General features: G+C 39.5%; 13 protein-coding genes. 6 read left to right on the top strand and 7 right to left on the bottom strand.

Annotated elements, in window-relative coordinates:
* Positions 1 to 35 precede the first annotated feature (35 nt).
* Complete coding sequence (locus tag ACFFRD_RS29075; protein ID WP_392479140.1) at positions 36 to 902, bottom strand: DNA adenine methylase; 867 nt, start codon at positions 900 to 902, stop codon at positions 36 to 38.
* A 299-nt stretch (positions 903 to 1,201) separates the two neighbouring features.
* Here ACFFRD_RS29075 and ACFFRD_RS29070 point away from each other — a divergent pair, with 299 nt between their 5' ends.
* The 6 genes from ACFFRD_RS29070 to ACFFRD_RS29045 all read left to right on the top strand — a co-directional run bounded on the left by ACFFRD_RS29070 (position 1,202) and on the right by ACFFRD_RS29045 (position 6,913).
* Positions 1,202 to 1,528, top strand: coding sequence for a hypothetical protein (locus ACFFRD_RS29070; RefSeq protein WP_185583357.1), 327 nt, complete (start codon positions 1,202 to 1,204; stop codon positions 1,526 to 1,528).
* A gap of 478 nt (positions 1,529 to 2,006) precedes the next feature.
* On the top strand, positions 2,007 to 3,536 hold the full coding sequence (psbB, locus tag ACFFRD_RS29065) for a photosystem II chlorophyll-binding protein CP47 (protein ID WP_114081688.1): 1,530 nt from the start codon (positions 2,007 to 2,009) through the stop codon (positions 3,534 to 3,536).
* Positions 3,537 to 3,647: 111 nt separating this feature from the next.
* Entirely contained in the window at positions 3,648 to 3,755 is a 108-nt protein-coding gene (locus ACFFRD_RS29060) for a photosystem II reaction center protein T (protein WP_012409025.1), read from the top strand.
* A gap of 297 nt (positions 3,756 to 4,052) precedes the next feature.
* Positions 4,053 to 5,180: a 30S ribosomal protein S1 gene (locus ACFFRD_RS29055; RefSeq protein WP_392479136.1), complete on the top strand. Its 1,128-nt coding sequence runs from the start codon at positions 4,053 to 4,055 to the stop codon at positions 5,178 to 5,180.
* A gap of 153 nt (positions 5,181 to 5,333) precedes the next feature.
* Positions 5,334 to 6,068, top strand: a complete 735-nt coding sequence (locus ACFFRD_RS29050) for an HAD family hydrolase (RefSeq protein WP_114081686.1) — start codon at positions 5,334 to 5,336, stop codon at positions 6,066 to 6,068.
* 254 nt (positions 6,069 to 6,322) lie between these two features.
* Positions 6,323 to 6,913, top strand: a complete 591-nt coding sequence (locus ACFFRD_RS29045) for a Uma2 family endonuclease (protein WP_392479134.1) — start codon at positions 6,323 to 6,325, stop codon at positions 6,911 to 6,913.
* A 71-nt stretch (positions 6,914 to 6,984) separates the two neighbouring features.
* Here the strand turns inward: ACFFRD_RS29045 and ACFFRD_RS29040 are convergent, their stop codons facing one another.
* From ACFFRD_RS29040 to ACFFRD_RS29015, 6 genes are all read right to left on the bottom strand, one after another.
* A complete protein-coding gene (locus tag ACFFRD_RS29040; protein WP_392479133.1) occupies positions 6,985 to 7,413 on the bottom strand; it encodes a hypothetical protein in 429 nt (142 codons plus the stop codon).
* A gap of 25 nt (positions 7,414 to 7,438) precedes the next feature.
* Positions 7,439 to 9,157, bottom strand: coding sequence for a GUN4 domain-containing protein (locus tag ACFFRD_RS29035; RefSeq protein WP_392479131.1), 1,719 nt, complete (start codon positions 9,155 to 9,157; stop codon positions 7,439 to 7,441).
* Between the two features lie 30 nt (positions 9,158 to 9,187).
* Positions 9,188 to 11,215, bottom strand: coding sequence for an ABC transporter ATP-binding protein/permease (locus ACFFRD_RS29030; protein WP_392479130.1), 2,028 nt, complete (start codon positions 11,213 to 11,215; stop codon positions 9,188 to 9,190).
* A gap of 203 nt (positions 11,216 to 11,418) precedes the next feature.
* Complete coding sequence (locus ACFFRD_RS29025; RefSeq protein WP_392479127.1) at positions 11,419 to 12,597, bottom strand: 2-isopropylmalate synthase; 1,179 nt, start codon at positions 12,595 to 12,597, stop codon at positions 11,419 to 11,421.
* A gap of 66 nt (positions 12,598 to 12,663) precedes the next feature.
* Entirely contained in the window at positions 12,664 to 16,872 is a 4,209-nt protein-coding gene (locus ACFFRD_RS29020; RefSeq protein ID WP_392479126.1) for an amino acid adenylation domain-containing protein, read from the bottom strand.
* A complete protein-coding gene (locus tag ACFFRD_RS29015) occupies positions 16,869 to 24,605 on the bottom strand; it encodes an amino acid adenylation domain-containing protein (RefSeq protein WP_392479123.1) in 7,737 nt (2,578 codons plus the stop codon). The genes ACFFRD_RS29020 and ACFFRD_RS29015 overlap by 4 nt, the downstream gene beginning before the upstream one ends.
* Positions 24,606 to 24,664: the final 59 nt, after the last annotated feature.

Raw genomic sequence — 24,664 nt, 5'->3', positions numbered from 1 at the left:
TGTAGAACTTTACATCATCATAATAATTCAAAGTTCTAAATTAACTGTTCCGAATTTGGAGAAGTAGAGTCAAGAGAAGAGTAGTTTAATATAAAAATTTCTTTCCCCTTATATCGTTCGCCTTTCAAGTTATCTTGCTTACTTTTCCCATTTTTTTGATCGTCACTTCTACTAATTGTATAATTCCATTCTTTGTCGTGTATTTCCAATGCCCATTCATATAGATTTCTAATTGTGTCGTTATTATCGTAAGTTAGAAGAAATTTTATTTTTTCCTTATATCTATTTAATATTTGGCATAGCCTGAAATGATCGTCTTTAGAAAATGAATGAGCATAAAGTTTATCTTGATATGCATTGAAATAAGGAGGATCGATAAATAAAAAAGATCCATTAGGTACAGATTCGATAACTTCTTCAAAATCGAGATTAGTAATTTTAACGTTTTGAAGTTTCTCTGAAGTTCGACGTATGTTTCTGGGCCAATTCTCTGGACGCATACTGTATTTGTCACCATATCCCCAATAACAATTTTGATGCTTCATAATCCCAGAGTAGGAGGTTCTGTTAAGGTAAAACCATCTACCAGCTTGTTCTAATTGATTTTGTGGGATGAATTCATTTTTGTAATATGTATGTCTTTCTTTCGTAGCGGATTCCCCTGCTAAAAATTTGATTAATTCTTCTGGTTGATCTCTAATTATTAATAAGGTATTTATTAATAATTCATCAATATCATTGAGCCAATTAATATTTACTTTATCTTTTACAAAAAAAATAGAACCACCCCCCGCAAAAGGTTCAACATAACAAGAGTGAAAAGGAATATGATTAAGAATCAAATGTCGAGCATAAAATTTGCCACCAGGATATCTAAATGGTGAGTTTATCGGTTTGTTCATAATTTCCCTAAATACTCTTAAGCTTATGTTTTGTATTTGGTATCAAAAGCATACATGAAATTTATTGTAAACTTAATAACAAAATACAATTACTAGCTAAATATTTAAATATGCGATCTTGTTATTTTTTGTACTGAGCTACATTCAATACAAAGAAGAATTTATTTTTATTAAAATTGAGCAACAATAATTTAAATGTCTTTGATTTAAATTATTATTAGTTATACATAATTAACAAATAATATACGATATCGTAATCGTAAACAGCAGATTGAAAGTTTAATAGTGAGACTAAGAGCGTGAAGTATTTCTTTCTATCTGAGGGATGGGCAGTTGCTAGAGTCTGGGCATCTGATGGACTCTGGCAAGTAACTGCATGGCGACGGCAACCAGATATTCAGCGAATGAATATTTGTTTAGTGGAAGAAAACGAATTGCTATGGCTTTATCGAGTTGAAGAAGCCATTTTAACCATAGAAGTGAAGCCGACAATACCAGTCACAGCCGGTACTACCATAGGTCAAGTAGTACTCAAACGTTTGATGAGTGCTGAACAGGTAATTGAACGCCTAAACACAGCTGAGGCGAAGTGCCAACTGCAAAATATCCATTTGGTGGTTCAGTAGGATTGGCATTGGGAATTGGGCATGGGCAAGAGGACAAGGGGACAAGAGGTGAGAACTTGAAACAAGTCTTTCCCCTTGTCCCCAATTCTCCTTGTCCCCTTGTCCTCTTGTCTCCCCGCCCCCCTCATAGAGATAAGTAAATTTAATCTCCAAGAGGGATTGGTAGCGAAAAAACTTTGAGATGCTACGCGATCGCATCAATTTACACGCTTGCAAACAATTCCATCAATAGTTACACTTTTTAAAACATTCTCATTTTTTGCTTGGCGGTGGCTACCCTACAAGGTAAACCTCCCGAAGCGAGTAAGCATTGCCAAAGCACCCACGCTGTCTAACTTATAAGACTAACTGTGGTAGTACTCTGGCTCTGGCAATAACAAAAAACAAGAGAGAGTTTTCTGAGTGGCGAATTTCGTTCCTTAGAATCTCAGTAAGAAAATTGCTTTGTAAACTAACTCATCGAGGAGGAGCGTAGTCGATGGGACTACCCTGGTACCGAGTACATACAGTCGTTCTGAATGATCCAGGGCGACTGATTTCTGTACACCTGATGCACACAGCCTTAGTAGCAGGCTGGGCTGGTTCGATGGCACTCTACGAACTGGCTGTTTATGACCCTAGCGATCCGATTCTCAATCCGATGTGGCGGCAAGGGATGTTCGTCCTACCCTTCATGTCGCGTTTGGGCGTTACCCAATCTTGGGGTGGTTGGAACGTTACTGGTGGCCCAGCAAGTGATCCTGGCTTTTGGTCATTTGAAGGCGTTGCTGCGGCTCACATTGTTCTTTCCGGTCTTTTATTCCTAGCTGCCGTATGGCATTGGGTTTACTGGGATTTGGAACTCTTTAGAGATCCCCGCACTGGTGAACCTGCTCTAGACTTGCCAAAAATGTTTGGCATTCACCTGTTCTTATCTGGTCTACTTTGTTTTGGCTTTGGTGCTTTTCACGTCACCGGACTATTTGGACCGGGGATATGGGTTTCTGATGCTTATGGTATAACTGGGGCTGCCCAGGGAGTAGCACCGGAATGGGGCCCAGATGGTTTTAACCCATATAACCCTGGTGGCATTGCGGCTCACCACATTGCGGCTGGTGTTGTTGGTATTATTGCAGGGTTATTCCACCTCACAGTTAGACCCCCTGAACGGCTCTACAAAGCCCTACGGATGGGGAACATTGAAACAGTACTTTCTAGCAGTATTGCAGCAGTTTTCTTTGCTGCTTTCGTTGTTGCTGGTACTATGTGGTACGGAAACGCTGCCACTCCCATCGAATTGTTTGGCCCTACCCGTTACCAATGGGATCAAGGCTACTTCCGTCAAGAAATTCAGCGCCGCGTCCAAACTGACGTTGCTCAAGGTGCAACCCTTGACCAAGCTTGGTCGCAGATTCCTGAAAAACTGGCTTTCTATGATTACGTCGGTAATAGCCCCGCTAAAGGCGGTCTATTCCGTACAGGGCCGATGGTGAAGGGTGATGGCATTGCCCAATCTTGGCAAGGTCACGCTGTATTCAAAGATTCTGAAGGACGGGAATTGACCGTGCGTCGTCTCCCTAACTTCTTTGAAACCTTCCCAGTAATTTTGACCGATGCTGATGGAATTATCCGCGCTGACATTCCTTTCCGTCGGGCAGAATCAAAGTATAGCTTCGAGCAATCTGGTGTCACCGTCAGCTTCTATGGTGGGGATCTGAATGGTAAAACCTTTACAGAACCAGCTGATGTGAAGAAGTATGCTCGGAAAGCTCAAGGTGGTGAAATCTTTGAATTTGACCGCGAAACCTTGAACTCTGATGGTGTATTCCGCACCAGTCCTAGAGGTTGGTTTACCTTTGGACACGCTGTATTTGCTCTGCTGTTCTTCTTTGGTCATCTCTGGCATGGCTCTCGGACAATCTACCGAGACGTATTTGCCGGTGTTGATGCGGATCTAGAAGAGCAAGTTGAGTGGGGGCTGTTCCAGAAAGTGGGTGACAAGTCAACCCGCCGGAAGGAAGCTCTCTAATTTCAGTGCTGAGTTCTGAGTGCTGAGTTCCGAGTTAAGGCTCTGACTCAGCATTCGGTGACTCAGTACTCAGAACTTTAATTACTGGCTGGATAGGCAGGAATTCATAATATGGAAAGCGTTGCGTACATCTTGATTTTTACTCTGTGTATAGGTACTATCTTTTTTGCGATCGCATTTCGCGAACCCCCTCGCTTTGAGAAACCAAAAGATAAGTAGATCCTAATTACCAGACCTTTAGCTGATTTAAAGAAGTTAGTATCCGTTGCTACTAATTGTAGGAGCAACGGATATTATTGTGTTTGTCCTTTGTTAATTTTAAATACTAAGTAAATAACCAATCATTTTTATATTGTGATATAATTTCCAATCTTGGGAGTAGATATGTGTTAATACTAGCTTTTCTGCGCTAGGATGAAAAAGGATGTTAGGTGTAAACTGCCATAGAACTGCTTACATAGTACATCGCGCTTGTCGCACAACCTTTACGGAGACTAGAACCAGGAACAAATCAGCATGGTCAATCAGAATTTAACCGCTACAGAAATTGGATTCACTCACGAAGATTTCGCTGCTCTACTTGACAAATACGATTATCATTTTAGCCCTGGCGATGTTGTGCCAGGAACAGTTTTCAGTATAGAGCCGCGCGGCGCTCTGATTGACATTGGTGCTAAAACCGCAGCATATATTCCTATACAAGAAATGTCTATTAACCGGGTGGATAGCCCGGAAGAAGTCTTACAGTCAAACGAAACGCGTGAGTTTTTCATCCTTACCGATGAAAACGAAGATGGTCAATTAACCCTTTCCATTCGCCGTATTGAATATATGCGGGCTTGGGAACGTGTGCGACAGCTGCAAGCAGAAGATGCCACTGTCCGTTCTGGCGTGTTTGCAACCAATCGCGGTGGTGCATTGGTAAGGATTGAAGGATTACGTGGCTTTATCCCAGGTTCTCACATCAGTACTCGCAAACCTAAAGAAGAATTGGTAGGCGAAGAACTGCCATTGAAATTCCTAGAGGTGGATGAAGAACGTAACCGCTTAGTTCTATCTCATCGTCGGGCGTTGGTTGAACGCAAGATGAACCGCCTAGAAGTCGGGGAAGTAGTAATTGGTACAGTTCGTGGTATCAAACCCTACGGTGCTTTCATCGACATTGGTGGTGTAAGTGGTCTACTACACATTTCTGAGATTTCCCACGAACATATTGATACGCCTCATAGCGTGTTCAATGTCAATGATGAAGTGAAAGTGATGATCATTGACTTGGATGCAGAAAGGGGTCGCATTTCCCTATCTACCAAGCAGCTAGAACCCGAACCCGGCGACATGATTAAAAACCGGGATTTGGTTTACGATAAGGCAGAAGAAATGGCTGCTAAATATCGTGAACAACTGTTAGCCAAGCAACAAGGTGCTACTGCTGCGCCTGCTGCACCTGCTGATGTTTTAGCAGAAGAAGATATTCCACCAGCAACAGAAATTGAAGACGAGATCCCACCAGCAGCAGAACTAGAAGAAGAAATTCCACCAGCAGCAGAAATTGAGGAAGTAACCCCAGTAGTTGCGGAAATTCAAGAAGAGATTCCAGCAGCCACGGAAACTGAAGAAGAAATTCCAGCAGCTATTGAAGAATAATACATTTTATAGTTTTACTTGTTTTTAAGTAAGAGTATTAAATCATTGTAAAAAGAGGGAAAAACCCTCTTTTTTTATGTGGAAAATTGGGAACAGTTAGGCGTTAGGAATAAAAACTCATAACTTCTGACTAAATAAGTGGGGTGAAATATTGTGGCAACTATTAAATGTAGAAAAATCACTTTTGATAATATTCAGGCAATTTTGTTTGACAAAAACGGTACTCTAGAAGATTCAGAAACGTATTTGCGATCGCTCGCACAAAAGGCAACAAGATTAATAGATGCTCAAATCCCTGGAACTGGGGAACCCCTATTAATGGCATTTGGCATCAATGGCAATCTTCTAGATCCGGCAGGCTTAATATCGGTAGCGAGTCGCCGCGAAACAGAAGTTGCGGCTGCGGCATATATTGCCGAAACAGGGAAAGGATGGTTTGAGTCCTTAAAAATAGCCCGTCAAGCTTTGGATGAAGCAGAAAAATACATCGAACAAACTCCTTCACCGCTATTTGTGGGTAGCTTAGACTTGTTGAAATACTTACGCAAAGGAGGCTTAAAACTCGGTATCCTCTCAGCTGCAACAACCGATGAAGTAAATAAGTTTGTAGCGCATCACCAATTAAGCGATTATATCCAGTTAAAAATGGGAGTAGATGAGGGACCGAGCAAACCAGATCCAGTCCTATTTTTGCAAGCTTGCGAAGCATTGGGAGTTGAACCAGGTGCTACCTTGATGGTAGGTGATGCCGTTGGCGATATGCAAATGGCACGTAATGCTAAAGCCGCAGGTTGTATTGGTATCACTTGGGTGGGTAAGTCAGATAATGTCCGAGGTGCAGATGTGGTGATTAATCAACTTGATGAAATCCAGATTTTAGAAGATTAGCAGCCTTAACAAGTTGAATTCGCAGAGGTTACAGGCACATAAACGAGAGCTACACCGATTTGGGCTAAGGTTAAATCAAGAGTCTGAAACCCGCCTGCGCGGGTTTTGACTTTATAGATGCGGTTTAGTTTATAACAGCCGATTTTAGGTTAAGTTGACTAAAGCGAAATATCTTGCCAATATCATACTATTTTTCTTAAGTCAAGTAAAACAGGCTAAAATATTAATTACTTCTCACAATTGCGAAACAAGCCATGCAAAACACAGAAACGACGTTAAGGCTTCGCCTGTGGACAGTTGAAGAATACCATCGGATGGCTGAGGTTGGGATTTTTGGTGCAGATGAACGAGTAGAACTCCTAGAAGGAAAGATTATTTGGATGATTGCTAAAGGGACAGCCCATCGTTCAGCAGTGGGGAGAACAGATAGATTACTGCAAAATAGTTTGAGAAATCGGGCTTGGGTATGTATTCAAGACCCAGTAAAGTTAAACGCACGATCTGAACCAGAACCAGATATAGCTGTCGTTAAAGTAGATCCACTAGACTACGCAGACCATCATCCCACTCCAAAAGAAGTTTATCTGATTATTGAAGTAGCAGATAGCAGCCTGAAACTAGACTGCGAAATCAAAGCTAAAGCCTACTCGCAAGCGGGAATTACAGATTATTGGGTGTTAGATGTGGTTAGTCGTCAATTGCATGTCTTTCGAGAACCAACTCAGAATGGCTATCAAAGTGAAGTGATTTTGGCAGAAGATGCGACTATTTCACCTTTAGAGTTTCCTGATTTGAGCATTACGGTTTTAGAAATGTTACCGCCCGTAATTGTGATTGGATCTTAGTTGAGAGTTAATTTTATCAAAAAAAACGTATTTAAGCCCGCTGTACCCATCTCCAAAGTAACAAAATAAAGTTATTTTCTAATATTAATATTATTTATTTTTGTCCCAATAATTGATTGTTCTTTATCCTTAATTAAAAATTTAGAACTATTAATTCTCATAACTTCATAATTTTCTACCATAAGTACCGAACTTAAAGTAGCTATCATATCTGCAATGGATATCTTAAAAACTAGTGGTATCCTTAAGTTCAAAAAGGATTTTGGCATAGTTTTAACATTTAAATACAATTTTTTTTGACTTACATACCATACCCCAGTAAATTTATTCCCTGTTATAAGTTCTTTAGGTTTAGAGAAAAGCAATGTTTGAACCGTGGTTTGTTCATAAGTCATATCATCTTTAAATTCAATAGTCACTTTTTCGGAGGAGGTATCAAAACGCCATTTTCCAAAAAGTAAAATTTCTATTTCTATATCAGAATGCTTACTATTAGTCATGTTTATCCTCAAATTAGCTTTAGCTCTAATTTTTCCTATTCTTAATAAATGTGCGATTATCACATAAGAAACTTTCGTGACAAGTTTTTATACGAGAAAAGAATAAATGCATCTGCCAAACTAACCAAGACTTGACCCGCCAAGCTCCCATTGAAAGGTGTTCTGTAGATGATTTTGGGGATAAGTCAAAACTATGTTGATCGTAGTGTAACCATTGAGCTGGCAAGTGTCCCATCGGTGTCATAGGGGACAATTTAAAAGTTAGTTGCTCATAGTCTAACCAGTTTCCCTCTTTTCGCCAACCAAGGCGATCGCCAAGTCTTTTTTCTGTTTCGTAGTCTACCTGACCACCCATTTCGCTCCAGATAGTTTGCTGAACAGTGAAGCCGAAATAGCCATAACTATATTTATCCCAAAGTTGATCGATAATGTGAAGTTCTTGACAAGAAAAGTTATCAATATCTTCCTTGTAAACTTCATTCCAATAATTTTTACTCATGACTTTTAGCATTATTTTAGTGGTTTCAATATCAGCCTCTTTCCAATAATGTTGTGCTAGGAGATCCCGCAATTGGGTATAATCAATACCTTTATTGCTGGGAAATTTTTTTGGCAACGTAACATTGTTATTAGTCAGTCCTATCAATCCTGTTTCTTCAACAGGCGATAGAGAATCTGTAGAGACAAAATTTACTTCTGCTATACTTAGCGCTTTTCTTTGATCTGTTAGTTGCTTGGATATATAGTTAGATATTAAATCAATGCCCTTGTCTAAAAAGACACCATTTTCGCTCAAATCAAAATTATGGATTTGCCAATCTAATAATTGAGATTGAATAAAAGCATCTTTTAATCTGGCTTTTTTCTCATAACTTGTCACCATAAAATCGAGAAAACTTTCAGAAATAGCCTCGTTTTTTTCCAGGTTAAACAAGTTTGATTGATACTTTAAAATATTATCTCCTAAATTTTTAATATCTCCAACAGTTGCATAAAAATATTCATCTACTTTTATGACTTCATCTATTAAAGATTGAAAGGGACTAAAGTATTCTTGTAAAGAATTTTCAAGGTTGATTGCAGTGTGGGCAATTTTAGCTATTTCTTGACGAATTTTATAGGCTTTTCTTTGATATTCGTAAATTTCTTGATATACTTCTAAATCTTTTACTATTTGCTGAACAACTTCTTTTTGATTTTTTGTATCTTCTGCAAGGTTTTTAATCCCTTCACCAAGCAGTTTTATTTTTTCTAGCATTAAGAAATAAGCATTACTCAATAGCAAAACTGCTTTGAGGTTTTCTTGCTTTTCCCATGTTAGCTCATCAAGTATTTTCGGATTATTATGATTTTTTAGCTCTAATTTACTTCTTTCGTCTTCTAAGGCTTTTATAGCCAAATATTTTTGTTTAAATAATTCTTTTAAGTCATCCGCAAGATTTAATAAAAAATCATGATAATTATCCTTGTAATTTTCTAAAAAATCAATAATATGGCTGTAATCTTTAATAAATAATTGGATTTCCTGAAAAACTTCTCCTTGGCTAATTTCTTCTTTTCGCTTAATTATCCCGCCAAGTTGATGACGATATCGAACGCCTTCTTTAATTAATCTTTGACGTTCTCTAATTTTTTTCTGAACTATTTTTACAGCATTATTTTTTAGAACTGGTAATTGATAGGTTCTTTCATAAATAGAAATAGTCTTGTAAGTAATTAGTTGTCTTTGCTGTTTAGTTAGCATGACCTTGATTTTAAAAAGTAAAAATATTCGTTAAGCTCTTACCCATTTCAACACCTTTGGGTCTTTGTCATAGCGGTAGGTAAAGCCATCATTAGCAGTAATAGACTTCCCAAGGCTAGCCTTGCTTCTGATGGTGTTAATGCTACAGTCTGTTAATATCTGCATTTCTTTATGAGAAAGACCTTCGACTGTACCTATCTCAATAGATATTTCTGGTTTAGTTTGGGATTCATTTTTGGGTAAAATATCTATTGTGATTTCAGGCTTTTTAGGAAGATTAATGACAGCTTCTTTTGCTTTTTGTAGTTGATAATCCTGTACGCTAATAATTTTCCAGCTAGAATCTCCTGATAGTTCCAAAACCCATTGATGATAATTAAACAAACTTTCTCTATGTCCAACACTGATAAAAGTTGTTTTTGTGTTTTGCAACTGTTGATATAAACTCTCTTCATTTTTCAAATCTAAAGCACTTGTTGCTTCATCTAATATAGTAAATCTAGGATGAGTAATTAGTAGTCGTGCAAATGCAAGGCGTTGTTGTTCTCCTAGTGATAATATGTTCTCCCAAGGAACTTCTGTATCAAAGCCATCTACTCGACTCAACAAGTTTTGTAGGTTGACTTGTTGCAAAACTTCTTTGAGTTCTGCATCGGTCATTTTACGAGTTGTATTAGGATAGAGTAATTGTTCACGCAAAGTTCCCAAAATTATATAAGGACGTTGGGGCAAAAATAACACTTCTTCTAATGGAGGTCGCACCAGACGACCAGTACCTGCATTCCACAAGCCAGCGATCGCTCTCAATAGAGAGCTTTTACCTCGACCACTAGGCCCAACAATCAATAAGCCTTCTCCAGGTTGAACAGAAAGTGATAAATCTTCAACAATCACCTGTTCATAGTTGGGTGTTTGTAAAGTGATATTCTCAAAAGCGAGATGGTTTTCTTCTATTGTTTTAATAGTACTTACTTTCTCTGGTTCTTTGGTAACAAATTCTAAAGCATCTGTAAACTCACTCAAACGTTGAACGTAACTAGAAAATCGTCCCGAAGTTGCAAATTCTCTAATTAATTCTGCCATAGCAGTAGCAAACAAATTACAAGCTAAACTGGCTTGAGCAATTTCTCCAAATTCAATTTCACCTCTAATCTGTAAAGGCCCGAATACTATAAATGGAAATATTTGGATAGCCGCCTGATATCCTCTGTTAAAAATATCCTGAGTTAACTCCCAATTAATCTTGCGTTTAGCACTTTGAATAATATTATTAAATCTTTGCTGGATTATATTTAATTCTTTTTTTTCTCCCTGAAAGAAAGCTATTGATTCAGCGTGATTACGTACATGAGTCAGGCTATAAGCATAGTTTGCATCAAATTCGAGTTCCTCTTGTTTAATCTTATTCAATTCTTGAGCCAAATAAACAGCAATTAAATTGCCTATTATCGTATAAACAACCAATACAACTGCAACAAATTGGGAGAGAGACCAGATAATTATTAAAAAAGTTGCCATCTCCAGCACTTTTTCTAGAAAAGTAGCCGAAAACGTGAGAGCATTTCTGATTAAAGGTTCAATTTCTTGGGATATTCGTTGATCTGGATTATCAATATCGGATTTGAAATTGATTTTATAATAGGCACGATTGCTTAAATATTTTTCTAAAACATGATTATTTAGCCATTCATACCAATCAAGAGCGATTTTTTTTCTAACAAATTTAGAAAATCCTACTAAGAGTGTTACGCAGATAAGGGCAGCACCATAAACTAATAATGTATTAATAAATTCATTAAAATCTTTTTCTTCAGTAATGATATCTAGCAAATAGCGGCTAACAAAACTATTAAAGGCAGTTACACCGACAAGCATTATTATTAATAATATCAGGATGATGAGCATTCCCCATGCACGAATCACGTCTGAAAATGCTCGTCCCAATGCCTCTGTGGGATACCAGTAAGGTCCTGCGATCGCTTTGATATCTTCCCAAAATTGAGTAAAAGCTGAAGGGGTATTGGTTAGGGATTGATTATGAACGGTTTTAGATTGCATATTCTCGAAATCAGTTAAGACTCTTAAGGCTGACTGAATAATTTTGGTATTTTACTATATTGACTACATTCTTTGTTTTGCAATGCTTTTAGGGTTTTACAGTAATGTGCAAACAAAGTCTATATGTTTTAGCTGTAGGATGTAGCTCGCGGATATTTTTTCCAATCCCATGACAGTAGCGAGCTACTATACGAGAACATAGATTATTTAAAGACCCCATTTTTCCATAACTCTAATACCTCGTTGGCTGTAAAATAACGTTCTTGCTCAACAGCAAGAGATTTGATTACTGAGCGCATTTTTTCATATTGATTTCTGGGTTGGGGATTTTGTAGTTGCTTTTCAAATAGATATTGAAAATTGCTGACTCCACTCCATTTGCCGAAGAGAACTTCTATAGTGCTGTAACGCAAAGCAGCATAGCTTTGAGGATCGCTAAACAAAGAATTGACATGGATACCTGATTCGTGGCGTTGAGCAGTTTGAGAGTAAGGGGGAGCAGGACGAATCCCCAGTTGATCAATGTAATCTGTCACTGCGGCGATCGCATCATAATTAATCCCTTTGACTTCGATTCCAAAACGGACTCGCAACCCATTTAATACCTGCTCAATCGCAACATTTCCGGCTCTCTCACCAATCCCGGAAAATGTACCCGATACTAAAGTCGCTCCGGCCATAACGGACTGGAGAGTATTTTCTAGAGCCAAGCCCATGTCATTGTGGTAGTGTACCCCGAAAGCAACGCCTGTTGTACGTTGGAGCAGATCATTAACCCAGATATAACTCTTTTCTGGAGTGAGGACTCCGACTGTATCACAAAGCAAAAAGTGTTCAATATAAGGGCTACATGAGCGGATACATTGCACTAAAAAGTCAAAATCAGCTCTTGAAGCATCCTCGGCGGCAAAGTCTACCCTAAGACCAGCAACCTTAGTGGCATAGCGCAAATTTTCGACAATTGTATCAATAGCGTTTTGGCGAATTATCTCGATTACTTTTTTAGGGATATCGTCATCAATGGTTTTTCCTTTAAACTCGTTCAACAAACGGATCTGAGGATCTCGCAAAAACAGCAGGCGATCGGAAAGACCGTAAAAAAGGATAATGCGCTTAACTCCGTACATTTTGGCTTTATCAATGTACTCCTTTCCCATTAAGGTACAAGCAGTGAGCAGACTATCGAATCCCTCTAATACTAATGATTTGACTAATTCTTCTTCTTGTTTACAAACACTGGGCATGATAGCGAGTCCATCGACTCCCGTTTGAGCAATGGAATAGGCAAGTTTTTGTTTAGTTGGATAAGAGAAGAAGATGCCTGCTTGTTGTTCTCCATCACGCAGGGTTTCATCGGAAATTCTGATAGAAATAGTTTCCATTATACCTATTGCAGAATCATTTTATAGTGGGCTAAAGAAAAGGTAAGAATAGACTATTGAAATACTCTATTCTGCTGTATTTACCATCAAATTATGTAATTGTGCAGCTAATAGTTTGACATTGGGTTCATAAAGCATCTGACCGTGGTTGCCAGGTACAGAAATTACTTTGACAGGCTTTTGAGTATAGGGTTGCCATCCCCAATCGGGTAGATTGTAATCAGAAAAAGCTTGGAGTTCTTGTAAGACAATCTCCTTAACTTCTTGAGCGCGGAATAAAATAATCGGGGCAGAAATTGAATGATTAGGCTGATAATTAGCGTAATTCAGTGTTAGTCCTTTCATTACTTTCATATTAGTTTTGAGTAAAGAAAGGGTGGAGTGTTCCGGTAAAACATTATTTCGGTACAAATACTCTGCCGCTAAATTCCACCTAGCTAGGTCATTAGGTTGAGCAGCTAAATCGTCGTATTTTAGTCTTAAAGAAACTCCCTTTAATACTTCAATTCGTCGAATTAATTGCCAGATCCAATCAAGCTCTGCTCTATCAGTAAAATACTCAGGCTGAGAAACCAGTCCAGCATCTAAGATAGCTAGTAAACTTACCGTTTCACCTTGCTTTTCGAGTTGGGAAGCTATTTCAAAAGCAACGGCACAACCTGAAGAGTATCCTGCTAATATATATGGGCTTTTCGCTTGCTGTTGACGCAATATATCAATCAATTGATTTGCATGGGTTACTACTGATTCAGGGAGTGCGCTAGAGCCGTCTCTTCCTGGAGTTTCGAGTCCATATACTGGTCGCTCAGTTCCTAAATTGATGGCCAAATCTCGAAAATAGAAGCCATGTCCGTTTGCGCCAGGAAGAAAAAATAGAGGGGTTGCATTTCCTTGAGGTTGGAATAAAAGTAAATCGGGATTTGACTGTTGAAGCTCAGTATTACAAAGTTGTTCTGCGAGTTGAGCAATAGTAGGATTCTGAAATAAACTACTTAAAGAAAGATGTTGCCCAAACACCTGTTGAATATTATTGAGCAGTTTGATTGCTAATAAAGAATGACCGCCCAAATCGAAAAAGTTATCATGAATCCCAATATCTTGATGTTCGAGTACAGCAGACCAAACTTGCGCCAGTTGTTCTTCAATTTCGTTACGTGGAGCTACATATAAGCCCTCAATTACTCCATTTGGAGTAGGTAAAGATTTCCGGTCAACTTTGCCATTGGGAGTTAAAGGCAACTCATCCAATACGATGATCTGAGCCGGGATCATATAATCGGGCAGACGGGATTTTAGATGATTTTTTAATTGGGTAGACAAATCATTATTGATTCCCGTTACATAAGCAATTAAACTCTGGTTACTCTCAGCTTTATATAAGGTGACAATTGCTTCTTTAACTAATGGATGTTGCAACAAAATCGATTCAATTTCACCGAGTTCAATTCTAAAGCCCCGTAATTTAATCTGATCGTCAATGCGACCCAGATATTCAAGGTTTCCGTCAGATTTCCATCTTGCTAAGTCGCCAGTTTTGTAAATTCGCTCAATTTGACCGAATAATTCAATTTTGATAAATTTTTCGACTGTTAAATCTGGACGATTTAGATAGCCTCGTGCCAAACCCACACCAGCGATGCATAATTCTCCAGGTATGCCAGGGGGTAATGGTTGGTTGTGAGGATCTAATATATAGATGCGGATATTAGATAATGGTTGACCAATTGGCGGTTTCTTTCCATTAGGATGACAAAGTGCGATGCCTACGGCAAGCATAGCTAACGCAGCATTAACCGTAGATTCTGTAGGCCCGTAGCAATTAAACAAACGCCGTCCCGTTCCCCACTGCGCCACCAATTCGGCTGGACAAGCCTCACCACCAACACCTATGGTTTGCAAATCGGGTAAGGTCGCTTGAGGTAAGACAGATAAGGCTGAAGGAGATAAAAAGGCGTGGGAAATTTTATGATGAGTTAAAAAGTCAACTAAAATTTGACTGGGTAACAAGGTTTCTTTTTTAGCAAGATACAAGCAAGCACCAGTGACGAAGGTAGTCGCAATTTCAGCAACAGATAGATCAAAACTAAAGGAACCAAACTGAAGTAAACGGCTGTTTTGTTTAACTTGAAAAGTTTCAGCCCAAGCCAAGCTTAAATTGACAATTGCTTGATGCTCAATCATTACCCCTTTTGGTCGTCCTGTAGAACCAGAAGTATAGATTACATAAGCCAAATCATTAGGCATACTTTGAGGGCTAGGATTTTCTTTTAACGTGGTAAAAGTTTCCTTATCTAAACAAATTATTTGACAGGGTTTTTTCAGTTCAGCGATTGGTAATTGATTTAGCAGAAAACTTTGGGTCAGCAACACTGATGTCCCAGAATCTTCTAACATGAACTCAATACGCTCTTTAGGATAATTGGGATCAATCGGCACATAAGCCCCGCCTGCTTTCAGGATAGCGAGTACACCGATAATCATTTCACTAGACCGTTCAACACAGATACCAATTAAAGTGTCTGGTTTAATTTTGTGATTTTGAATTAGATAATGAGCAAGTTGGTTCGCTTTTTGATTGAGTTGCTGATAAGTTAAGCTTTGGGATTCAAACACCAAAGCGAGATTATTAGGGTTTTTAGCAACTTGTTGTTCAAATATCTCAGCTAAAGTTTTATCGTCAGGATAAGCGTTTTGAGTTTGATTCCAGCGTTGTAGTTGCAGAAGTTCGGGCGCTGTCATCAAAGGTAAAGTATTGATAGGTTGTTGAGGATTATCAATAATTCCCTTCAGCAGAACTTCAAACTGTTCCGCCATCCGTTGGATAGTAGCCTTTTCAAAAAGATCGGTGGCGTATTCCCAAGTTAAATCTAACTGGTTATTAGATTCTATTACCATAAGTGTTAGGTCAAACTTAGCAAACGGATAGCTTAATGGGAGCCATTCAATCTCTAAGCCTGGTAAACTCAGGTCGGGACTTTCATTATTTTCTAGTGCGAACATGACCTGGAATAAGGGGTTATGGCTCATACTGCGTTCTGGTTGCAACTGTTCTACCAGATACTCAAAGGGAATGTCTTGATGAGAGTATGCATCTAAACAATTTTGGCGAGTTTGTTGCAGGAACTCGATAAAACTTTGCTCAGGCTTGATTTGGTTACGCAGTATCAAAGTATTGACAAAAAAGCCAATTAATCCTTCCGTATGGCTATGGGTGCGGTTAGCAATAGGAGAACCAATACATAAGTCTTCTTGGCGACTGTAACGAGAAAGCAAAATATTGAAAGCCGCCAACAAAGTCATAAACAAACTTGTCCCTTGCTGTTGACTTAGAGTTTTAATGGCAAGAGTTAAGTCAGGCGATAAAGAATAGCGATCGCGATCGCCTCGGTAGCTTTGCTGTGCTGGACGAGGATAATCGGTAGGCAATTCCAGTAATGGAGGAGCATCACTGAGTTGATTTTTCCAGTAGTTGATCTGGGTTTCTAATACCTCTCCTTGTAACCAGTGGCGTTGCCAGTTTGCGTAGTCGCTGTATTGAATGGGTAATGGTGCAAGAGTTGGGGTATGACCTTGGGCAAAGGCGGTATAGACTTCCCGTAACTCACGGACAAAGACCCCCATTGACCAGCCATCACTAATAATGTGGTGCATAATTATGAGCAACACATATTTGTGATCCTTCAATTGCAGCAGTTTTGCTTTAAATAAAGGGCTAGTGTTTAAGTCAAAGGGTTCTTGAACATGAGCATCGATAAAACGCTGAACGGTTGTTTCTTGATTCCCAGTCCCCAGTACCTGGTACGTTAAAACTTCGATGTTGTCTAAATTTGCGATCGCAACCTGGGGTTGTCCCGCCACTGTGGGAAAATACATTCTCAGACTGTCATGCCGATTCAGCAGATAAGCCAAACTAGAATGCAAAGCATCAATATTGAGATTGCCCTCTAGTTGTAAAGCGATCGGCATATTATAACTAGCTGATGGCCCTTGGAGTTGCCCTAACAGCCAGAGGCGTTGTTGAGCAAAGGAAAGCGGTTTGGGGATATCATTTGGTAAAGTTGGAATTTCCTCTGCCATGACAGATCCAGCTTTGGCAGAATTTAAGAAAGCTAATATATCTGCTTTGTTGGCTTGAATTTCTTGCTTGAGTTCAGAAGTTAAAGCATTTTTACTAGTACGAAGCCGTAACTTATCATCTTCAGCCCAAATTTTGCAGCCTATGTTCTGCAAACGAAGCATTAAAGAAACTATTTGCTGATTTTGTGTCATAGTCATAGTTCAATTTCCTCTTCGTCTGAGTTTAAAGGTTGTATATCTGCTGTGGAAAAATTAACCCAAATGCAGCTATCTATATAATTTGACAATTCGCTGAGGATAGGAGACTCAAATACTTGACGCAGTGGCAGTTCTACTTTAAAAGTGTCGCGGATGCGGTAGCACATTTGGGTTGCTAATAGGGAATGTCCTCCCAACTTGAAGAAGTTATCATGGCGGGCGATCGCTTCATATTTAAGCAGCTTCGCCCACAATTCGGCCAGCAATTTTTCTGTAGAGGTTACAGGCAATTCAATGTTTGTTGATGAAATGGTTGCATTTGGAGCGGGTAAAGCTTTGCGATCTACTTTGCCATTTGGTGTTAGTGGCAGTTTTTCTAAAACAATAAAATGACTAGGAATCATATAGTCTGGAAGAGTTTTTTCCAGATTATCTCGCCATTCTTCTAATAACGCTGGCTCAACTTGATTGGTGCGATATTGTAATGGTTGGTTAGCATAATGTTGCCAAGGTTTCAACCGCAAATTTCCCTCTTGATTAAATCGTGGTAGTGTCACCTGTCCAGGAATATTCCGTTGAAAAACAACATCGTAATCAGAAAATTCTGTGGGGCTATATTGGATAAAAGGCGTATAGGGCAAATCTCGTACTAAATTTCGGAATGCTTCGGGTTCTATACCTGATCTGAATTCGGCAACTGCGGCTTTTAAGTCTGAAACAGTACCATCCAATTGACTAATTTTTTCTAACAGCACCATTTCTGAAGTTAGACGCGCATTCGGAATATTCTTAATACCTATAAAATCGGGTTGCTGAGTTGTTAAAATTCTCTCGATTTTTTCTAAATTGAGTTGCTCAGTTTGCCAATCTAACCATTCAGGTTCTGCAATTGGAGTATCTGTTTGATCCAAATGTAAAACAACATCATAACGAAAACGGTTCATTTCCGTCTGCCCATAACCTCGTTTCATTTGGATTTGTACATGACTAATCCGAGGAAATCTTTGTTTTAGGGCAATAAATAAATTAGGGTCAATTAGTAACTCGCCTTCGGTGTGAATACTTTTTTGAATCTGTTGACGCAAATCCTTAACTGATAATTCATCAGGGGCGCGATTAAATTTAACTGCGGTATGAAAAACCTCTAGTAAATGGAGATTTCGCACATCTCCAATAAATATTTTTCCTTGATTTCTCACCGCACTAACAGCACCACCAATAACTTCTAACAAGTAGTCCAAAGAAGGAAAATACTGAATAACAGAATTGAGTATTACCAGGTCATAATTATTTTTCTCAATACCGTTAAATTGGTTAGCTGCACTTTGTTTTAAAGTAACTTTTTCTTTGAGAGATTGCTGTTGAAGATGTTGTTCAATATAATGTAACCCTGCTGCGGCAATATCTGTACCCAGGTACTTTTGACAATGGGGAGCAATTTTTAACAATAACATCCCTGTCCCACAACCGATTTCCCAGACCCGTTTGGGTGCAAGTTCCAGAATTTGGTCAATAGTTTTATCCCGCCATTCTTGCATTACAGCTTTGGGATAAGGTTTATCTGTATAGCTATCATTCCAGCTAGCCAAATTCAGCGTTGGGTCATCTTCTGGATCTTGTGATTTATGGTAAGCATCATTGAAAACTTGTTGCCATAATTCCACCTGTTCACCTTGAAGGTCTTCATCCTCTGTTCCTGTTGGGACAATGTATGCTACTAGACGTTGATCGAAATCACTGTCCTCTCGGATAATGACAACTGCTTCCTGAATTTTTGAGTGTTTGAGTAAAGACGCTTCAATCTCACCTAATTCAATGCGGAAACCACGAAGTTTGACCTGGCGATCGATGCGACCTAAATATTGCAAATTGCCGTCAGGTAGCCAACGAGCTAAATCGCCAGTTTTATAAATCCGCTCAGTTTGGTTGAAGAGATTGAGGTCAATGAATTTTTCAGCACTCAAATCGGGACGATTCAAATAACCCTGTGCTAAACCCTCACCTGCAATGCAGAGTTCCCCAGGAATACCAGGAGGAAGGGGTTGGTTATAGGTGTCTAGAATATAAATCCGGGTGTTAGCAATGGGCTTCCCGATAGATACCACAGCGCCTTGAGAATAGTTTTTTCTCTCAAAAGTATTTATCTGATAAATATCTGACCAAATAGTGGTTTCTGTCGGGCCATAAAGATTCCAGAGTTCAGCACTTCTTTCTAGTAGTTGATTAGCAAGTTCCCAGGTTAAAGCCTCACCACCGCAGAGGATTTTTAGTTGTGTTGAACCTTTCCATCCGGCGGCTAATAATATGCGCCAAGTCGCTGGAGTCGCTTGCATGAAAGTGATCCCATTAAGCAATTGTTCTGATAACTGTAAACTGTCAGAAGCAATTTCACGACTGACTAGAACAATTTTGGCTCCCACTATAAGAGGCAAATAAATTTCCAGTGCAGCAATATCAAAGGATATAGTGGTGATAGCCAGAAGAGTATCGGACGCAGCTATTCCAGGCTTTTCCTTCATTGAATATAAGAAATTCGTCAGTGAAGAGTGACAAACTGCTACACCTTTTGGTCTTCCTGTAGAACCAGAAGTATAAATTACATAAGCTAAATCATCAGGACTACTTTGCAAATTGGGATTATTTGTTGACTGATTAACCCATGTTTCTTTCTCTAGAAATACTACTTGACAGGAATTTTTTAGTTTTTCTAGGGGAAGTTGCTTTTTGATGGGGTGTGTTGTTAGTAATACAGAAGCATTACTATCTTCGAGCATTAAATGAATGCGTTCTTGAGGATAACTTGGATCAATCGGCACATAAGCACCACCCGCTTTGAGGATAGCAAAAATACCAATGAGCATTGATAGCGATCGCTCCACACAAATCGCAATCAAAGGCTTATCAGGTAATTGTTGCTCCCTTTTGAGTTCCAACAAATAATGGGCTAGCTGATTAGCTTGTTGGTTGAGTTCTTGATAACTCAGGCTTTGATTTTCAAACACCACCGCAATGTTATCGAGCGTTTGTGCTGCTTGTTGTTCAAACAGACTCACCAAAGTCTGATTTTGGGGATAATTGATATTGGTTTGATTCCAAATTTGCAGTTGTTGAATTTCTGCGGTTGTGATTAAGGGTAGTTTACTGATTGGTTGTTGGGGATTTTGGGCGATTGCTTCCAACAAGACTTCAAAGTGTCCCGCCATCCGTTGAATTGTTTCTACTTCAAATAAATCTGTGGCATATTCCCACATACAATGCAGTTGGCCGCCCCTTTCGCAAAGATCCAGTGTTAGGTCAAACTTGGCAAATGGTAAACTTTGCTCTAAATATTGAATATCCAGCCCTGATAAACTAATATTTTTCCCCGCTTCTTGAGTATTTTGGAACACCATCATCACTTGGAATAAGGGATTATGGCTCAGACTGCGTTCTGGTTGTAACTGTTCTACTAAATACTCAAAGGGAATATCTTGATGAGCGTAGGCATCTAGGCAAGTTTGGCGGGTTTGTTGGAGTAACTGACTAAATCCTTGCTCTGGCTTAATTTTGCTCCGTAATACTAAGGTATTGACAAAAAAACCAATTAACGATTCTGTATTGCTATGGGTGCGGTTAGCGATCGCAGAACCAATACATAAATCCTCTTGACGGCTGTAACGAGAGAGTAAAATACTAAAAGCCGTTAACAGGGTCATAAACAAACTAACCCCGTGTTTTTGACTGACAATTTTGAGTTTCTGAGTCAGTTCGCTGCTTAAAGGATATTCCTCACGCCCACCTTGATAACTTTGTTGCGCTGGACGGGGATGATCTGTAGGCAAATCCAGCAATCGGGGAGCATCGCCTAGTTGTTGTTTCCAGTAGTTTTCCTGGCTTTCTAAAATCTCCCCTTGTAACCAACTGCGCTGCCAAGCTGCATAATCGCTATACTGAATCGGCAATGGTGACAAATTCGGAGTATACCCCGCAGCAAAAGCAGCATAAGCTTGTTCCCATTCGCGCTTAAACACACCCATTGACCAGCCATCGCTGATAATGTGGTGCATATTAATCATCAGTACATTTTTCTGTTCGCTAAGTTGCAGCAGTTGTGCTTTGAACAGGGGGCCAGTATTTAAATCGAAGGGTTCTTGAGCATGGGTATCGGCTAAACGTTGTACAGTTTCTGCTTGAGACTGAGGATCGAGTGACTGTAAATCTGCGATTGTCAGTACTTCTATATCCTCTGAATTTTGGACGACTACTTGTGCCTCTCCCTCCAGTGCTGGAAAATAAGTGCGGAGAATGGTATGGCGATCGAGGAGATAATCAAAACTTGCACGCAACGCCTCTATATTCAACTTGCCATCAAGTTGCAGTGCTGTTGACATATTGTAGGTAGCCGAGGTTCCTATGCCTTCAAGTTGGTCTAAAAACCAGAGTCTTGATTGGGAATAGGACAAAATTTTAGGAGCATTTTCAGGCTGTGGTGTAATGGGTGGTAAGGTGACACTGGAAGTAGCCTTGTCAATTTCTCCTGCCAACTCAGACAAAACACTTTGCTCAAATACCTTACGGACAGGCACTTCTACCCCAAAACTGTCACGAATACGAGTAACTAATTGGGTTGCTAATAAAGAATGTCCCCCCAGTTCAAAGAAGTTATCTTGACGACCGATAGACTTAGCTTTTAAAAGATTTTGCCATAAAGTAGCCAGCAGTTCTTCAGTTGGAGTAACAAGGGCTTCAAAGTTAGTATAAGTAGCTATATCTGGTGCTGGTAATACTCTACGATCTAGCTTACCGTTAGGAGTAAGGGGCAACTGATCCAACACCATAATCTGGCTAGGAATCATATAATTCGGCAGGCGAATTTTCAGGTAGTCTTTGAGTTGACTCGCTAAATTGCTGGATTTTTTCGATGCCGTGACATAAGCTACTAACCTGGGATTATTATCAGTTTCATATAAAATAACAACAGCTTCGTTAACTAAAGAGTGCTGCAATAATAGCGATTCAATCTCACCCAATTCAACTCGAAAGCCCCGTAATTTAACTTGATCGTCAATGCGTCCCAAATACTCAAGATTTCCATCATCTCTCCATCTTGCCAAGTCGCCAGTTTTGTAAATTCGCTCAGTTTTGCCAAATAATTCAACTTCAACAAATTTTTCAGAGGTAGTTTCAGGACGATTGAGATAGCCTCGTGCTAAACCAACGCCAGCGATACACAATTCCCCAGGTATTCCTGCGGGTAATGGTTGATTGTGAGCATCTAATATATAGATGCGGATATTAGACAACGGTTTACCAATGGGCGGTTTTTTTCCATTATGATCACACAGAGCGATCGCAGCACTAACCGTAGATTCCGTAGGCCCGTAGCAATTAAATAAACTCCGTTCTGTTCCCCACTGTGCTACCAATTCTGCTGAACAAGCCTCACCACCAACAGTTAGACATTGTAAATCGGGTAAGGTCGCTTGAGGTAAGACAGATAAGGCCGAAGGAGATAAAAAGCTGTGGGTAATTTTGCGATTGCTTAAGAAGTCAACTAAAATTTGGCTGGGTAATAAGGTATCTTTTTGAGCAAGATATAAGCAAGCACCAGTGACAAAGGTAGTTGCAATTTCAGCGACAGATAAATCGAAACTAAAAGAACCAAACTGAAGCAAACGGCTATTGTCTTGAACTTGAAAAGTTTTAGCCCAGACTAAGCTGAGATTGACAATTGCGCGATGCTCAATCATCACTCCCTTTGGTCGCCCCGTTGAACCAGAGGTATAAATTATATAAGCTAAATTATCAGGAGTAGTTTTAGAATTGGGATTATCTATTGATTCTTGGGCAAAAGTTTCCTCATCCAAACAAATGACCTGGTATTTGAGTTTAGCTAGAGGTAATTGTTCTTTAAGGTGACTTTGGGTCAGCAATACCGATGACCCACAATCTTCTAACATAAACTCAATCCGTTCTTTGGGATAATTGGGGTCAATCGGTACATAAGCTCCACCTGCTTTAAGAATACCGAGTAAACCAATAATCATTTCTAAAGACCGTTCAACGCAGATACCAATTAAAGTGTCTGGCTTAATTTGATAATTTTGAATTAAATAATGAGCTAGTTGGTTTGCTTTTTGATTAAGTTGTTGGTAGGTTAAGCTTTGAGATTCAAATACTAAAGCGAGATTATTAGGGTTTTTGGCAGCTTGAACTTCAAACAAGTCAACTAAAGTTTGATTTAGGGGATAATCAGTTTTAGTTTGATTCCAGTTTTGGAGTTGCTGACGTTCACTTTCTGCGATTAATGGCAGATTATTAATATTTTGTTGAGGATTATCAACAATTCCCTGAAGTAAAACGGCAAAATGCCCCGTCAGCCGTTGAATGGTTTTAGCGTCAAACAAATCGGTTGCGTATTCCCATTCTCCTACCAAGCCTTGAGGAGTTTCACGGAACATCAGCGACAAATCAAACAGCGTTGTTGTGTTTTCCCACTCAAAACGGGTTAGAGATAATCCAGGAGTTTCTAGTTTCTCTTGGGTTCCACTTTGCAAACCAAACGCCACTTGAAATAGGGGATGATGAGAAAGCGATCGCTCTAAACCCAATTCATCGACTAGTTTCTCAAAGGGTAAATCTTGATGGTCATAAGCATCCAGAGTTACTTGCTTGACTTGTTCGAGTAATTCTAAGAAACTTGGATTCCCTTGCAGATTGGTACGTAATGCCAAGGTATTGACAAAAAAGCCAATTAGGGGTTCTGTCTCCCGACGATTGCGATTAGCGATCGCAGAACCAACTACAATATCCTGTTGACCACTGTAGCGCGACAATAACAGCGTAAATGCTGCAAGCATTGTCATAAACAGGGTAGTTCCTGATTCCTGACTCAAACGCTTCAACTTCTCCGTTAAATCTTGATTGAGTTCTAAAAACTCACTCCGTCCCCTAAAACTTTGCACTGATGGGCGGGGTCTATCTGTGGGAAATTCTAACAGAGGCGGGACTCCGGCTAATTGTTTTTGCCAGTAATTGAGTTGGGTTTGCAGTACCTCTCCCTGCAACCATTGTCTTTGCCAGTGGGCGAAATCGGCATATTGTAGAGATAATTCCGGTAAAGGAGAAGCTTTTCCAGCGCAGAAAGCAGTATAAAGGCTGAACAATTCCCGGCGAAAGATGTCCATTGACCAGCCATCACAAACAATATGATGGATAACCAGCAACAGCAGATGAGATTGATCGGCCAGTTGCAACAACTTTACCCGCAGCAAAGGAGGGTTTGATAAGTCAAAGGGCTGTTGTAATTCTTCTGCTGCTAACTGCTGCGCCTTGCTTAACTGGTCTGCTTGTGTCAATTGTCGCCAATCTAGCAGTTGCATTGTCAGTTGCGGATGAGTGTGAATCACCTGTATCGGTGACTCATCGACAACATAGAAACTAGTACGTAAGACCTCATGACGTTGGACAATTTCTGCGATCGCTTTTTCTAACGCAGTTATATTCAAAAATCCGCGAATCTGCCAGAAAAACGGTACGTTATAGACACAATTTTCGCCTTCTAGTTGGTCGAGAAACCACAGTCTTTGTTGGGCAAAAGAGAGGGGAAGGCGTTGCTCTCTTGATACGGGTGTTAGGGGTGGAGTTAGCCTGTTATTATTTTGTGTAGATTGTTGTTGCTTTTTCAGTTTTTGTAAAACTAATTCTCGCTTTTCTGGTGAAAGAGCTTCTAGACGTTTTAGTATATCGCTCATAATAATAATTATTGTTGAAAATTAGTTGTTTAATTGAACTACAGAGATACAGAGATAGA

This window comes from Nostoc sp. C110 (genome assembly GCF_043099725.1).
In the GTDB taxonomy this organism is placed as follows: domain Bacteria; phylum Cyanobacteriota; class Cyanobacteriia; order Cyanobacteriales; family Nostocaceae; genus Nostoc; species Nostoc muscorum_A.
Note: the sequence above shows the minus strand (reverse complement) of the source record. Positions and strands in the feature narration are given on the sequence as shown.